A 13,449-nucleotide genomic window follows, 5' to 3' on the forward strand; every position below is an offset into this window, starting at 1 on the left:
AGACGCCACCAGGCAACAGCCCGACGCAGCCACTACCAACGACGGTCCACCGACGAACCCGCTGGATAGATCACGAAACCGCACTGGAGTATTAGATGGGCGCCATGCTCCATCTGCGTCTCCTCACACCGTCCGACCGGACCGACGAAGTGGTCCTGCTGATCGAGAAGACGGTCGGCACGACCCACCTCGTCGTGCTCCCGGGCGCCGCCCGCGACCCCGCCGGGGACGTGGTGATGTGCGACGTGGCGCGGGAGGCGGGCGACGAACTCCTCGCCGGTCTGCGGGAGCTGGGCATCGACACCACCGGCTCCATCGCCGTCGAGTCCATCGACCTGTCCCTGTCGGAGCGGGCGGACAAGGCCGAGGCGGACGCGCCCGGCGAAGGTTCCGACGCGGTCCTGTGGGAGCACCTGTCCGACGCGACGCACGAGGAATCCACCCTCTCCGTCACGTACCTGGCCTTCATCACGCTCGCCACGATGATCGCGGCCTGCGGCGTGGTCCTGGACAACTCGATTCTGATCGTCGGAGCCATGGCGGTGGGCCCGGAGTTCGGCCCCCTCGCGGGAATCAGCACCGCCGTGGTCCGCGGCCAGCCGCGCCTCGCCGCACGCTCGCTCATCGCCCTGCTGGTGGGCTTCGCGGCGGCGATGGCGGTAACGGTCGCCTTCAGTCTCTTCATGGACGCCAGCGGCCTCTTCACCGAGGCCCAGCTGGAAGCCGACCGCCCCAACACCGGCTTCATCTACGCCCCCGACCGGCTCTCCTTCGTCGTGGCTGTCCTGGCCGGCATCGCCGGCACCCTCTCCCTGACCTCGGCCAAGTCGGGCGCCCTGGTGGGCGTGGCCATCTCGGTGACCACGATCCCGGCAGCGGCGAACGCGGCCGTGGCCCTGAGCTACGGCGACACGAAGCAGACCTGGGGCTCCACGGAGCAACTCCTGCTGAACCTGCTGGGCATCATCCTCGCGGGCACCCTGACGCTGGCGGCCCAGAAGTGGCTCTGGTCCAGGCAGCCCAAGAACACGCCCTAGACCCGATGAAGATCTTGCTCCGGCCGCCAGGATCGCCCCGGATTGCCGGGCAATGTCAATCGCCACGAACCGGTGAAAGCCGGGCACAATTCCAAGATCTTCAGGACACTCCTGGGGACAGCACCCTCAGGGGCGCGGGGAACTGCGCGACAAGCCATGACGGACGGTCAGCCCGCAGACCACCGCAGCCCCCACCCCCTGCCCGTTCATCAACCCAGCGCGGACTTCACCGCATCAGCCAGCCGCCCCGCGACAGACCGAGCCTGCTCGATATCGGCCGCCTCGACCATCACCCGGACCAACGGCTCGGTCCCGGAGGGCCGCAGCAGCACCCGCCCGGTCTCCCCGAGCTCCCGCTCCGCGTCCGAGACCGCCGCCGACAGCTCTGCGGACGTCCCCACCCGCGTCCTGTCGACATCCGGCACATTGATCAGTACCTGCGGCAGCCGCTCCATGACCCCGGCGAGATCCGCGAGCGTACGCCCGCTCTGCGCCACCCGCGCCGCCAGCAGCAGCCCGGTCAGCGTCCCGTCGCCGGTCGTCGCGTGGTCGAGGATGATGACGTGCCCGGACTGCTCGCCTCCGAGGGCGAACCCGTGCTGCTTCATCTCCTCGAGCACGTACCGGTCACCGACGGCGGTCTGCACCAGTCGGATGCCCTCCCGCTCCATGGCGAGCTTGAACCCGAGGTTGGACATCACCGTGGCCACGACCGTGTCGGCCCGCAGCACGGACCGCTCCCGCATCGCCAGCGCGAGCACGGCGAGGATCTGGTCCCCGTCCACCTCCGCGCCCGTGTGGTCGACGGCGAGGCACCGGTCGGCGTCACCGTCGTGCGCGATGCCGAGATCGGCGCCGTGCTCGACGACGGCGGCCTTGATCTTGTCCAGGTGCGTCGAACCGCACCCGTCGTTGATGTTGAGCCCGTCCGGCTCGGCCCCGATCGTGACGACCTCGGCACCGGCCCGCTGGAACGCCTCCGGCGACACCCGGGCGGCGGCGCCGTGCGCTTCGTCGAGGACGACCTTCAGCCCGTCGAGCCGGTTGGGCAGGACACCCAGCAGATGCGCGACGTACCGGTCGGAGCCCTCTTCGTAGTCGCGTACGCGGCCCACCCCGGACCCGGTCGGCCGGTCCCACGGGGCGCCGGTGCGGTGCTCCTCGTAGAGGGACTCGATCCGGTCCTCCAGTTCGTCGGCGAGCTTGTGCCCACCGCGGGCGAAGAACTTGATGCCGTTGTCGGGCATGGCGTTGTGGCTCGCGGAGAGCATCACACCGAGGTCGGCGCCGAGCTCCCCGGTCAGGAACGCCACGGCGGGCGTCGGCAGCACGCCGACCCGCAGGACGTCCACGCCGGCGCTGGCGAGGCCCGCGACCACGGCGGCTTCCAGGAACTCCCCGGACGCACGGGGGTCACGCCCGACCACGGCCCTCGGCCGGTGTCCTTCGAACGTGCCCGCCTCGGCCAGTACGTGTGCCGCGGCCACGGAGAGGCCCAGGGCCATCTCCGCCGTCAGATCCGCGTTGGCGACACCGCGCACGCCGTCCGTGCCGAAGAGTCGTCCCACAGTGGTGTCCTCCGAATTGCTGAAGAGAATGCGGCTCACATCCCCGAGTACACCCCCTGAGACTGTCCGGGGGCTGTAGGGGTTGTGTAAACGAAACCGCCCCGGCAGCACAACCGTGCCGCCGGGGCGATCGTTGCGAAGCCAGTCGCCAGGACGGGCGTCGCGTTTAGCGCTTGCTGTACTGCGGAGCCTTGCGGGCCTTCTTCAGACCGGCCTTCTTGCGCTCGACCGCACGGTCGTCGCGCTTGAGGAAGCCGGCCTTCTTCAGCGGGCCGCGGTTGTTGTCGACGTCCGCCTCGTTCAGCGCACGGGCGACACCGAGACGGAGCGCACCGGCCTGACCGGAGACACCGCCGCCGGAGATGCGGGCGACGACGTCGTAGCGGTCGTCGAGCTCGAGCACCTTGAAGGGCTCGTTGACTTCCTGCTGGTGCACCTTGTTCGGGAAGTAGTCCTCGAGGGTGCGACCGTTGATCTTCCACTTGCCGGTGCCCGGGACGATCCGGACGCGGGCGATGGCGTTCTTACGACGGCCCAGGCCGGCGGCCGGCTGGGGCTCACCGAAGCGGGAGGCCATGGACTCCGAGGTGTACTCACCCTCGACGGGGACCTCGGACTCGGTGGTGTAGCTGTCGATGTCAAGCTCTTCGAGCGGCTGCTCGGCAGTGGTCTCGGCCACGATTCTCCTCAGAATTCTGTTCAGTCTTGGGGGTGGCCGGACTTACTGCGCGACCTGGGTGATCTCGTACGGCTGCGGCTGCTGCGCGCCGTGCGGGTGCTGGTCACCCTTGTAGACCTTCAGCTTCGAGAGCATCTGACGGCCCAGCGTGTTCTTGGGGAGCATGCCCTTGACGGCCTTCTCGATGGCCTTCTCGGGGTTCTTGTCGAGGAGCTCGTCGTAACGGACGGAGCGCAGACCACCCGGGTAGCCGGAGTGGCGGTACGCCATCTTCTGGGTCCGCTTGTTGCCGGACAGGTGCACCTTGTCCGCGTTGATGATGATGACGAAGTCACCAGCGTCCACGTGGGGGGCGTAGATCGGCTTGTGCTTGCCCCGGAGGAGCGTCGCGGCAGTGGTGGCGAGACGACCCAGGACAACGTCCTGGGCGTCGATGACGTGCCACTGGCGCGTCACATCGCCGGGCTTGGGGCTGTACGTACGCACGGTTCGTAGCCTTCGCTTCGAGTGAATGGTCCATAACTGGTCACCGAAACGATCACGACAGCCTGGACCGCACTGCGGCGACGCATACCGCGTACGTGGGGTCGCTGGTCATCGGCCCGGTGGACCGGTGTAAGGGCCCGTCCCGTGAGAATGAGCAAGCCAATACACAACGAACAAGCAGAATACCGGGGTACACCACAAGGGTCAAAACGCGGTATCACCGCAGCCGCCCGGTCACCGAGGCGTACAGGACGGCACAGAGCGTGACGATCCTGCGCAGCGTCCGGCGCCGCACCGGCCGCGCGAACGGAAACACCGACGAGAGTGCCACGTCGACGGCGACCGCGGCGCACCAGCGCAGCACGGATCCGCCACCGCGCGGCCGACGGCACGCCCCCAGCGCCCCCACCACGACGGACGGCCACACCCCGGCCGTGAGGACCGGCCACGACAGCAGGAACCCCAGCAACAGCACGGCCGGCAGCAGTCGCCCCAACCACCCGGAGATGTCGCCTTTGCCCGTGCGCATGGGAGGAACGCTAGGGGCTCCAGGGCCGATTCGGGCGGACCAGCACACCCCTTGCCCCGTCTAAGATGCGGCCCATGAGCTATGGGCAGCAGGGGGGACCTCAGTCCCAGTGGGATCCCTGGAAACCGCAGTCGCAGCAGCCCTGGAGCAGCGGGGGCGCCCAGTCGCCGGACTGGGCGGCGCTCGCTGAAGCCTCCGAGGCCCGCAACAAGCGCCGCCGGGTGCTGATGATCGGCGGTGGCGCGCTGGCCACGGTCGCGATCGGCACCGCCGTCGCCGTGGCCGTCGTCTCGGCGGGCGGCGACAGCAAGGGGAACCCGACCTCCCTGCCGTCGGCCGACATCCCGAGCCAGACCGCCTCGGCCCCGTCGTTCGCCCCGACCAGCGCCCCTCCCCCGCTGGACCCGAAGGACTTCATCGCCAGCGCGAAGAAGGACAAGGCCCCGCTCAGCCCGGCCACCCTCTTCCCGGGCACCCAGCTCACCATGGGCGAGACGGTCTACCAGAAGGGCCCCACGGCGGACACGAGGAACTGCGCCTCGGCGGCCGGCGGCACCCTCCCCAAGATCCTCACCGGGAACGACTGCACCCGCCTGATACGCGTGACCTACCTCAAGGACCAGATGGCGGTGACGGTCGGCGTGGCCGTCTTCGACACCGAGGCCCAGGCCGCCAAGGCCAAGGGGCAGAGCACCAAGAAGAGTTTCATCAAGTCGCTCTCCGGCGGCGGCGTGAAGCCGTTCTGCGAGTCCGGCTTCTGCCGCACGACCAGCAACTCCTACGGCCGCTACGCCTACTTCACCAACGCCGGCTTCACCGACGGCAAGGACGTGACGCCCAAGGACACCGCGGTCTACAAGACCGGGGACGACCTGGGCCAGTTCACGTTCAACCAGATCCGCCGCCGCGGCGAAGCCCAGGCCTCGGCCGCGGCCGACGAGTGACCGGACGTCAGCAGCAGCCGGCCGACGGCAACGACCGCTTGTTCCGCGCCTCCTTGCTGCGCGCGGCGAGCAGTTCGTCGGCCGGGTAGCCGACCTCCTCCAGCGTCAGCCCGTGCGGCCGTACGACGTGCACGGCCGAGTCCCGCACACCGGCCGCCAGCACCTTCCCGGGCCAGTCGGCGGGCCGGTGCCCGTCCCCGACGAACAGCAGCGCCCCGATGAGCGAGCGCACCATGTTGTGGCAGAAGGCGTCGGCCCGCACGGTGGCGGTGATGATCCCGTCGTCGCCCCGCACCAGGCTGAGCTCCTGGAGCGTGCGGATGGTGGTCGCGCCCTCCCGCTTCTTGCAGTAGGCGGCGAAGTCGTGCTCGCCCAGCAGCCCCCGGGCGGCCTCGTTCATGGCGTCGACGTCGAGGGGCCAGTCGTGCCACAGCACATGACCGCGCAGCAGCGGGTCCACGCCCCCGGGGTTGTCGGTCACCCGGTACGCGTAGCGCCTCCACACCGCCGAGAAGCGGGCGTTGAATCCGCTGGGAGCCTCCCTGAGGGCCCAGACCCGCACGTCCCGGGGCAGCCGTCCGGCGAGCCGCTTGAGCAGCTTCTGGTGGTGCTCGGCCCACACCTCACGCGGCAGATCCACGTGCGCGACCTGCCCGCGCGCGTGCACGCCGGCATCGGTACGCCCCGCGACGGTCAGCTCGTACGTCTCCCGCGACCGCGTCACGGTCCGCAGGGCGTCCTCGATCTCCCCCTGCACCGTCCGCCGCCCCCCGGCCTGCTTGGCCCACCCGGAGAACTTGCTCCCGTCGTACGACAGATCGAGCCGGACCCGGACGTGCCCGGCCTCTGCTTCGTCACTCACCCCAGGATCCTCTCACCACACGAAGGCGGGCCCGCCCCTCCTAGAGGGAACGGACCCGCCAACAACGCCCTTCAGGGGCGCGGGGAACTGCTCGAACAGCCACGACGCATCGCAAGCCGCCTGCGGACAGTCCCCCGGCAGACGCTTACGCGTCCTTGGACTCCTCGGCGTTCTCGGCCTTGGTCGTGTCGACCTGAGCCTCGGCAGCCTCGTTGTCCTTCGCGGCGCGCTTGGTCGCGGCCTCGGCCTCGCCCGTGGCCTCCTGCGCGACCGTCAGCGCCTCGACCAGCTCGATGACAGCCATGGGCGCGTTGTCGCCACGGCGGTTACCGATCTTGGTGATGCGGGTGTAGCCACCCGGACGGTTCTCGTAGCGCGGGCCGATCTCGGTGAAGAGCGTGTGCACGATGCTCTTGTCCGTGATGACCTGGAGCACCTGACGGCGGTTGTGAAGGTCGCCCTTCTTCGCCTTGGTGACCAGACGCTCGGCGTACGGACGCAGCTTGCGCGCCTTCGCCTCGGTGGTGGTGATGCGGCCGTGCTCGAAGAGCGCCTTCGCGAGGTTCGCGAGGAGCAGCTTCTCGTGCGCGGCGCTGCCGCCCATACGGGCACCCTTGGTGGGCTTCGGCATGGTGTTTCTCCTAGGTGTCTGCCCCGGCCGTATCAGGTACCGGGGTCAGTATCCGAGCGAGCGGGTTTGCCCGTCGGAGATCCGGGCCCCCCGCAGGGGGCCTGGAAGGGGCGCGGGGCGGTGTCGATCGCGACTCCGTCGCGTGGGCGCGACCAGCCACAACCGGCCCGCAGACGCAGTACGGCCTCCCCGCGGAGGACTCAGTACTGCTCGGTCTCCACGAAACCGGCGTCCGCGTCGTCGTCCGCACCGAAGGCGTCGGCGGCAGCGGTCGGGTCGAACCCGGGAGGCGAGTCCTTGAGCGCGAGGCCCATACCCGCCAGCTTCGCCTTGACCTCGTCGATCGACTTCGCACCGAAGTTGCGGATGTCGAGCAGGTCGGCCTCGGAACGCGCCACGAGCTCACCCACGGAGTGGATGCCCTCACGCTTGAGGCAGTTGTAGGAGCGGACCGTGAGCTCCAGCTCCTCGATCGGCAGCGCCAGATCGGCGGCCAGGGCGGCGTCCGTGGGGGACGGGCCCATGTCGATGCCCTCGGCGTCGATGTTCAGCTCGCGGGCGAGACCGAACAGCTCGACCAGGGTCTTACCGGCGGACGCCATGGCGTCACGCGGGCGCATGGCCTGCTTGGTCTCGACGTCGACGATCAGCTTGTCGAAGTCGGTCCGCTGCTCGACACGCGTGGCCTCGACCTTGTAGGTGACCTTGAGAACCGGCGAGTAGATCGAGTCGACCGGGATGCGCCCGATCTCCTGACCGACCTGCTTGTTCTGCACGGCGGAGACGTAACCGCGGCCACGCTCGACCGTGAGCTCCATCTCCAGCTTGCCCTTGCCGTTGAGCGTGGCGAGGACGAGGTCGGGGTTGTGCACCTCGACACCGGCCGGGGGCGCGATGTCGGCGGCGGTGACCAGACCCGGGCCCTGCTTGCGCAGGTACATCACGACCGGCTCGTCGTGCTCCGAGGAGACGACCAGCTGCTTGATGTTGAGGATCAGGTCGGTGACGTCCTCCTTGACGCCCGGCACGGTGGTGAACTCGTGCAGCACGCCGTCGATGCGGATGGACGTGACCGCCGCACCCGGGATCGAGGACAGGAGGGTCCGGCGCAGGGAGTTGCCGAGGGTGTAACCGAAGCCCGGCTCCAGCGGCTCGATCACGAACCGGGAGCGGAATTCGTCGACGACCTCTTCGGTCAACGAGGGACGCTGAGCGATCAGCATGTGGTGAGTCCTTCAGTCAGGGGCACCCACTATTTGATGCCCTTGCCATCGGGCGGCAGCCCGATCTGTGTTGCAGTTACAAGGGTACGGGCGATATGGCCCCGAAGAGCCATACCGCCCGAAAACCCTCAGACCGACAAGCGGCCGTACACCCGCCCCGAAGGGTCAGACGCGGCGGCGCTTCGGCGGACGGCAGCCGTTGTGCGGGGTCGGCGTGACGTCCTGGATCGAACCGACCTCGAGGCCGGTGGCCTGGAGGGAGCGGATCGCGGTCTCACGGCCGGAGCCGGGACCCTTGACGAACACGTCCACCTTGCGCATGCCGTGCTCCTGCGCGCGACGGGCGGCCGACTCGGCGGCCATCTGCGCGGCGAAGGGGGTCGACTTGCGCGAGCCCTTGAAGCCGACGTGGCCGGCGGAGGCCCAGGAGATCACGTTGCCCGAGGGGTCCGTGATCGAGACGATCGTGTTGTTGAACGTGCTCTTGATGTGCGCGTGGCCGTGAGCGACGTTCTTCTTTTCCTTGCGGCGCACCTTCTTGGCAGCGCCCTGACGACCCTTGGGGGGCATCTATAACTCCTACGGGAGGTGGTCGGTCCTACAGCGAAGACCGCTGATAAGCGTCCGCTGAGGACTACTTCTTGCCCGGCTTCTTCTTACCGGCGATGGCGCGACGCGGGCCCTTGCGGGTACGAGCGTTCGTGCTGGTGCGCTGACCGCGGACGGGCAGGCCGCGACGGTGACGCAGACCCTGGTAGGTACCGATCTCGACCTTGCGGCGGATGTCGGCCTGAACCTCGCGACGGAGGTCACCCTCGGTCTTGATGTTGTTGTCGACGTACTCGCGGATCGCGACGAGCTGCTCCTCGGAGAGGTCGCGAACGCGGGTGTTCGGGTCGACGCCGGTGGCGGCCAGCGTCTGCTGCGAGAGGGTCCGGCCGATGCCGAACACGTAGGTGAGGGCGATCTCCACGCGCTTTTCGCGCGGGATGTCAACACCGGAAACGCGTGCCATTCAATGGCTCCAGTTACTTGACGGAGGTCTTCCACAGAACCGAATCCCAGTCGCCGTACCAGGTACGAACTGGGTCCCCGGCCTCCGACCGGGGGTGTCAGACCCGGGGGTCTGGGTCCTGCGTATGAACATATTCAGCTTGCGTCGCGCGAATCCCTGCGAGGAATGCAGAGGGATCGGTCGTGCGTCAGCCCTGGCGCTGCTTGTGGCGCGGGTTGTCGCAGATGACCATGACCCGGCCGTGACGGCGGATCACCCTGCACTTGTCGCAGATCTTCTTGACGCTCGGCTTGACCTTCATGGGTGAGGTTCTCCGGGTCAGTGCCACCACCCCGGAAACCGGGGCGCAGGCAAGATCTACTTGTAGCGGTAGACGATCCGGCCACGCGTCAGGTCGTACGGAGACAGCTCCACCACGACCCGGTCGTCAGGGAGGATGCGGATGTAGTGCATACGCATCTTGCCGCTGATGTGTGCCAGGACCTGGTGGCCGTTCTGGAGCTCGACCTTGAACATGGCGTTCGGAAGAGACTCGACGACAGTGCCCTCGATCTCGATGGCACCTTGCTTCTTGGCCACGCTTCGCCCTTCGAATCGACTACCTTGATCGACTCTGTGCGGGGCGCATGCAGGCATGCGGGTACACAAGAGCCGACGAGTCAGTCTACGTCAGGGCCCTCGGAAACACGAATCGGGGAAGTCTGCCCCGCCGGAGACAGCTTTAAGCGCCCCGAAAGGGGCGCGGGGCTGTGTCGAGATGCGGCTCCGCCGCGTGGGCGCGACAAGCCTCGACGCGCCCGCAGCCGCCGACGTGCCCGGCACCCCACCCCGGCAGACTCAGCCCAGCGGATCCGGCGCAGCCACGATCCCCAGCTCGGCGAGCTTCGCCTTGCCTCCGTCCGGAGCCGTCAGCACCAGCGGCCCCTCCTCCGTCAGAGCGACAGAGTGCTCCCAGTGAGACGACCACGTACCGTCCGTCGTGATGACGGTCCAGTCGTCCTGGAGGACCTCCGTCTTCGGCGTCCCCAGGGACACCATCGGCTCGATCGCGAGGCAGAACCCGGGCACCAGCTTCGGCCCCTTGCCACGCCGCCGGTCGACGTAGTTCAGCAGGTGCGGGTCCATGTGCATCTCGGTGCCGATGCCGTGGCCGCCGTAGTCCTCGATGATCCCGTACTTGCCGCCGCCGGGCTTGGGCTGGCGGCGGATGTAGGTCTCGATGGCCCGGGAGACGTCGACCAGGCGGTTTCCCTGCTTCATCGCGGCGATGCCGGCCCACATCGACTCCTCGGTCACCCGGGAGAGCTCGACGAGCTCCGGAGCGTGACCGGAGCCCACGAAGGCCGTGAAGGCCGCGTCGCCGTGCCAGCCGTCGATGATCGCGCCGCAGTCGATGGAGATGACGTCCCCGTCCTTGAGGACGACGTCGTCGGACGGGATGCCGTGGACGACGACCTCGTTCACGGACGTGCAGATGGTCGCCGGGAAGCCGCCGTAGCCGAGGAAGTTCGGCTTGGCGTTGTGTTCGGCGAGGACCTTGCGGGCGACCTGGTCCAGATCCCTCGTCGTCGCCCCGGGCACCGCGGCCTCACCGGTCGCCGCGTGGATGGCCGCGACGACCAGCCCCGCCTCACGCATCTTGGCGATCTGCTCGGGGCTCTTGATCTGCACCATGGGAGCTACGGCCTTTCTGGACCTTCGGGGACGGCGAACGCCTTCAACGATACGGGGCCGCGCGCCGGACCCCGCCCACACAGCAGCCGCGGCCCCCCGAGGGGAACCGCGGCCGTAGCGGTGCACGGACGACTACTTGCCGTCCCCGCCACGCTTCAGCGCCTCCATGGCGCGCGTCGTGACGTCCTCCACCTTGCCGAGCGCGGAGATCGTGACCACCAGGCCCTGGGCCTTGTAGTAGTCGATGATCGGCTCGGTCTGGGTGTGGTAGACCTCCAGCCGCGTACGGACCGTCTCCTCGGAGTCGTCGTCCCGCTGGTACAGCTCGCCGCCGCAGACGTCGCAGACGCCGTCCTTGGCCGGCTGCTTGTACGTCACGTGGAAGACGTGCGAGGAGTCGTTGCGGCAGATGCGGCGGCCGGCGATGCGCTTGACCACCTCGTCCTCGGGGACCTCCAGGTCCAGCACCGCGTCGAGCTGCATGTTCTCGGCCTCGAGCAGCTCGTCGAGCGCCTCGGCCTGCGACACGTTGCGGGGGAAGCCGTCCAGCAGGAAACCGTTCTCGGCGTCCGGCTGCTCCATGCGGTCCTTCGCCATGGCGATGGTGACCTCGTCGGGCACGAGGTTGCCCGCGTCCATGTAGGACTTCGCCAGTTTGCCGAGTTCCGTCTGCCGGCTGATGTTGGCCCGGAACAGGTCGCCCGTGGAGATGTGCGGGATCGACAGGTTTCTGGCCAGGAACGCGGCCTGCGTTCCCTTACCGGCGCCCGGCGGCCCGACGAGGACGATACGCATCAGCGGAGGAACCCTTCGTAATTGCGCTGCTGGAGCTGGCTCTCAATCTGCTTCACGGTCTCGAGACCGACACCCACGATGATCAGGATGCTGGTCCCGCCGAACGGGAAGTTCTGGTTTGCCCCGAAACCAGCCAACGCCATCGTCGGCACGAGAGCGATCAGCCCCAAGTACAGCGAACCCGGCCAGGTGATCCGGTTGAGTACGTAGCTCAGGTACTCAGCGGTCGGTCGGCCAGCCCGGATGCCCGGGATGAAGCCACCATACTTCTTCATGTTGTCCGCGACTTCCTCGGGGTTGAACGAGATGGCCACGTAGAAGAACGCGAAGAAAACGATCAGCAGGAAGTACGTAATGATGTAGTACGGGTGGTCGCCCTTGACGAAGTGTTGCTCGATCCAGGTCTTCCACTCCGACTTGCCTCCGGCGAACTGAGCGATCAGCGCCGGGATGTAGAGCAGCGACGAGGCGAAGATGACGGGGATCACACCCGCCTGGTTCACCTTGAGCGGGATGTAGGTGGACGTACCGCCGTAGGAGCGGCGGCCGATCATGCGCTTGGCGTACTGCACCGGGATACGGCGCTGGGCCTGCTCGACGAAGACCACCAGGCCGACCATGGCGAAGCCGACCAGGATGACCGTGCCGAACTCGATCCAGCCGCCGGCCAGGGAGCCCTCCTGCTTGATGGCCCACAGCGCGGACGGGAAGGTGGCGGCGATCGAGATGAACATCAGGATCGACATGCCGTTGCCGATGCCGCGGTCGGTGATGAGCTCACCGAGCCACATCACGGCCGCCGTACCGGCGGTCATCGTGATGACCATGGTGATGGTGACGAAGATCGACTGGTCGGGGACGATCTGGCTGGCCACCGGGCAGCCGGTGAACAGAGCGCCGCTGCGGGCAGTGGCGACGAGGCCGGTGCCCTGGAGAATCGCGAGGGCGATCGTCAGGTAACGGGTGTACTGCGTGATCTTCGCCGTACCGGCCTGGCCCTCCTTCTTCAGGGCTTCCAGGCGCGGGATCACCACGGTCAGCAGCTGCAGAATGATGCTCGCCGTGATGTACGGCATGATGCCCAGCGCGAAGATCGTGATCTGCAGCAGCGCGCCGCCGCTGAACATGTTCACCAGGCCGAAGAGACCCTGGTTGGCCTGGGCGTTGTCGATACAGGTCTGGACGTTCCGGTAGTCGACGCCTGGGATCGGGATGTGCGTACCGACCCGGTAGACCACGATGATGCCGAGCGTGAAGAGCAGCTTCTTGCGCAGGTCGGGCGTCTTGAACGCCCGGGCGAACGCGGTGAGCACGGTGCCTCCTGCGACCCCCGCGCAACTGCGTCAAGGGTGACGGTCTTGAGGTTCGACGAATAGGTAACGGTCAACTGCCGCTCAGAGTGCCCGAAGTGAAGCACCCTGTGAAAAGAGGGCAGTGCAAGCCACCTTACCGGCGAGACTGCCGCCCTAGGAACGACCAACCGGGGATACCCCATTTGTGGGGTATCCCCGGTCGGGATCGCTCAGGTCATCGAGACGCCTGTGGTGTTCAGACGAGCTCGGTGACGGAACCGCCGGCGGCGGTGATCTTCTCCTTGGCGGAGCCGGAGACGGCGTCGACCGTCACCTGCAGCGCCACGGAGATCTCGCCCTGGCCGAGGACCTTGACGAGGCTGTTCTTGCGAACGGCCCCCTTGGCCACCAGACCCTCGACGGTGACCTCGCCACCCTCGGGGTAGAGCGCGGCCAGCTTGTCGAGGTTCACGACCTGGAACTCGGTCTTGAACGGGTTCTTGAAGCCCTTCAGCTTCGGGAGACGCATGTGGAGCGGCATCTGGCCACCCTCGAAGCGCTCCGGAACCTGGTAACGGGCCTTCGTGCCCTTGGTACCACGACCGGCCGTCTTACCCTTCGACGCCTCACCACGACCGACACGGGTCTTGGCAGTCTTGGCGCCCGGGGCGGGACGGAGGTTGTGGATCTTGAGCGGGTTCTGCTCCGCCATGA

At 67.8% G+C, this 13,449-nt stretch carries 17 protein-coding genes; 2 read left to right on the forward strand and 15 right to left on the reverse strand.

Annotated features, from left to right (window positions below):
- Positions 1-104: 104 nt before the first annotated feature.
- On the forward strand, positions 105-1,037 hold the full coding sequence (locus HDC93_RS35770) for a DUF389 domain-containing protein (protein WP_185014998.1): 933 nt from the start codon (positions 105-107) through the stop codon (positions 1,035-1,037).
- A 209-nt stretch (positions 1,038-1,246) separates the two neighbouring features.
- On the opposite strand, the gene glmM is transcribed toward HDC93_RS35770, so the two are convergent.
- The 4 genes from glmM to HDC93_RS35790 form a co-directional block, all read right to left on the reverse strand.
- A complete protein-coding gene (gene glmM / locus HDC93_RS35775; RefSeq protein WP_185014982.1) occupies positions 1,247-2,605 on the reverse strand; it encodes a phosphoglucosamine mutase in 1,359 nt (452 codons plus the stop codon).
- A 166-nt stretch (positions 2,606-2,771) separates the two neighbouring features.
- Positions 2,772-3,284: a 30S ribosomal protein S9 gene (gene rpsI, locus HDC93_RS35780; RefSeq protein ID WP_030854572.1), complete on the reverse strand. Its 513-nt coding sequence runs from the start codon at positions 3,282-3,284 to the stop codon at positions 2,772-2,774.
- A gap of 42 nt (positions 3,285-3,326) precedes the next feature.
- Positions 3,327-3,770: a 50S ribosomal protein L13 gene (gene rplM, locus HDC93_RS35785; protein WP_010036634.1), complete on the reverse strand. Its 444-nt coding sequence runs from the start codon at positions 3,768-3,770 to the stop codon at positions 3,327-3,329.
- A 217-nt stretch (positions 3,771-3,987) separates the two neighbouring features.
- The gene (locus tag HDC93_RS35790; RefSeq protein ID WP_185014983.1) at positions 3,988-4,299 is read right to left on the reverse strand and encodes a hypothetical protein; all 312 of its coding nucleotides are present in this window, start codon (positions 4,297-4,299) and stop codon (positions 3,988-3,990) included.
- Positions 4,300-4,373: 74 nt separating this feature from the next.
- On the opposite strand from HDC93_RS35790, the gene HDC93_RS35795 reads away from it, so the two are divergent.
- Positions 4,374-5,243 (forward strand): hypothetical protein, encoded by an 870-nt coding sequence (locus HDC93_RS35795; protein ID WP_185014984.1) that lies wholly within the window; start codon positions 4,374-4,376, stop codon positions 5,241-5,243.
- Between the two features lie 7 nt (positions 5,244-5,250).
- Here the strand turns inward: HDC93_RS35795 and truA are convergent, their stop codons facing one another.
- The 11 genes from truA to rplO all read right to left on the reverse strand — a co-directional run bounded on the left by truA (position 5,251) and on the right by rplO (position 13,447).
- Positions 5,251-6,105, reverse strand: coding sequence for a tRNA pseudouridine(38-40) synthase TruA (gene truA, locus HDC93_RS35800; RefSeq protein WP_185014985.1), 855 nt, complete (start codon positions 6,103-6,105; stop codon positions 5,251-5,253).
- 145 nt (positions 6,106-6,250) lie between these two features.
- Positions 6,251-6,736, reverse strand: coding sequence for a 50S ribosomal protein L17 (gene rplQ, locus HDC93_RS35805; RefSeq protein WP_185014986.1), 486 nt, complete (start codon positions 6,734-6,736; stop codon positions 6,251-6,253).
- A gap of 200 nt (positions 6,737-6,936) precedes the next feature.
- Positions 6,937-7,959, reverse strand: coding sequence for a DNA-directed RNA polymerase subunit alpha (locus tag HDC93_RS35810; protein WP_003966937.1), 1,023 nt, complete (start codon positions 7,957-7,959; stop codon positions 6,937-6,939).
- 165 nt (positions 7,960-8,124) lie between these two features.
- Positions 8,125-8,529, reverse strand: coding sequence for a 30S ribosomal protein S11 (gene rpsK, locus HDC93_RS35815; protein WP_003956432.1), 405 nt, complete (start codon positions 8,527-8,529; stop codon positions 8,125-8,127).
- A gap of 64 nt (positions 8,530-8,593) precedes the next feature.
- Positions 8,594-8,974: a 30S ribosomal protein S13 gene (rpsM, locus tag HDC93_RS35820; RefSeq protein WP_003974244.1), complete on the reverse strand. Its 381-nt coding sequence runs from the start codon at positions 8,972-8,974 to the stop codon at positions 8,594-8,596.
- 187 nt (positions 8,975-9,161) lie between these two features.
- Positions 9,162-9,275 (reverse strand): 50S ribosomal protein L36, encoded by a 114-nt coding sequence (rpmJ, locus tag HDC93_RS35825; protein WP_003974245.1) that lies wholly within the window; start codon positions 9,273-9,275, stop codon positions 9,162-9,164.
- Between the two features lie 56 nt (positions 9,276-9,331).
- Entirely contained in the window at positions 9,332-9,553 is a 222-nt protein-coding gene (gene infA / locus HDC93_RS35830; protein ID WP_003948620.1) for a translation initiation factor IF-1, read from the reverse strand.
- A 258-nt stretch (positions 9,554-9,811) separates the two neighbouring features.
- On the reverse strand, positions 9,812-10,648 hold the full coding sequence (map, locus tag HDC93_RS35835) for a type I methionyl aminopeptidase (RefSeq protein WP_031105228.1): 837 nt from the start codon (positions 10,646-10,648) through the stop codon (positions 9,812-9,814).
- 132 nt (positions 10,649-10,780) lie between these two features.
- Positions 10,781-11,443, reverse strand: coding sequence for an adenylate kinase (locus HDC93_RS35840; RefSeq protein ID WP_185014987.1), 663 nt, complete (start codon positions 11,441-11,443; stop codon positions 10,781-10,783).
- Positions 11,443-12,756, reverse strand: coding sequence for a preprotein translocase subunit SecY (gene secY / locus HDC93_RS35845; RefSeq protein WP_185014988.1), 1,314 nt, complete (start codon positions 12,754-12,756; stop codon positions 11,443-11,445). The genes HDC93_RS35840 and secY overlap by 1 nt, the downstream gene beginning before the upstream one ends.
- Positions 12,757-12,991: 235 nt before the next feature.
- Complete coding sequence (gene rplO, locus HDC93_RS35850) at positions 12,992-13,447, reverse strand: 50S ribosomal protein L15 (protein WP_030839644.1); 456 nt, start codon at positions 13,445-13,447, stop codon at positions 12,992-12,994.
- Positions 13,448-13,449 lie beyond the last annotated feature (2 nt).

This window comes from Streptomyces sp. AK010, from assembly GCF_014207295.1.
Taxonomy (GTDB): domain Bacteria; phylum Actinomycetota; class Actinomycetes; order Streptomycetales; family Streptomycetaceae; genus Streptomyces; species Streptomyces massasporeus.

Excerpts from the sequence above, each read along its gene's own strand:
- rpsM (WP_003974244.1), bottom strand. The coding sequence starts at position 8,974 with ATGGCACGCGTTTCCGGTGTTGACATCCCGCGCGAAAAGCGCGTGGAG.
- HDC93_RS35790 (WP_185014983.1), bottom strand. The coding sequence starts at position 4,299 with ATGCGCACGGGCAAAGGCGACATCTCCGGGTGGTTGGGGCGACTGCTG.
- map (WP_031105228.1), bottom strand. The coding sequence starts at position 10,648 with ATGGTGCAGATCAAGAGCCCCGAGCAGATCGCCAAGATGCGTGAGGCG.
- HDC93_RS35795 (WP_185014984.1), top strand. The coding sequence starts at position 4,374 with ATGAGCTATGGGCAGCAGGGGGGACCTCAGTCCCAGTGGGATCCCTGG.
- HDC93_RS35840 (WP_185014987.1), bottom strand. The coding sequence starts at position 11,443 with ATGCGTATCGTCCTCGTCGGGCCGCCGGGCGCCGGTAAGGGAACGCAG.
- HDC93_RS35770 (WP_185014998.1), top strand. The coding sequence starts at position 105 with ATGCTCCATCTGCGTCTCCTCACACCGTCCGACCGGACCGACGAAGTG.
- rpsK (WP_003956432.1), bottom strand. The coding sequence starts at position 8,529 with ATGCCCCCCAAGGGTCGTCAGGGCGCTGCCAAGAAGGTGCGCCGCAAG.
- rplQ (WP_185014986.1), bottom strand. The coding sequence starts at position 6,736 with ATGCCGAAGCCCACCAAGGGTGCCCGTATGGGCGGCAGCGCCGCGCAC.
- rpmJ (WP_003974245.1), bottom strand. The coding sequence starts at position 9,275 with ATGAAGGTCAAGCCGAGCGTCAAGAAGATCTGCGACAAGTGCAGGGTG.
- rplO (WP_030839644.1), bottom strand. The coding sequence starts at position 13,447 with ATGGCGGAGCAGAACCCGCTCAAGATCCACAACCTCCGTCCCGCCCCG.
- HDC93_RS35810 (WP_003966937.1), bottom strand. The coding sequence starts at position 7,959 with ATGCTGATCGCTCAGCGTCCCTCGTTGACCGAAGAGGTCGTCGACGAA.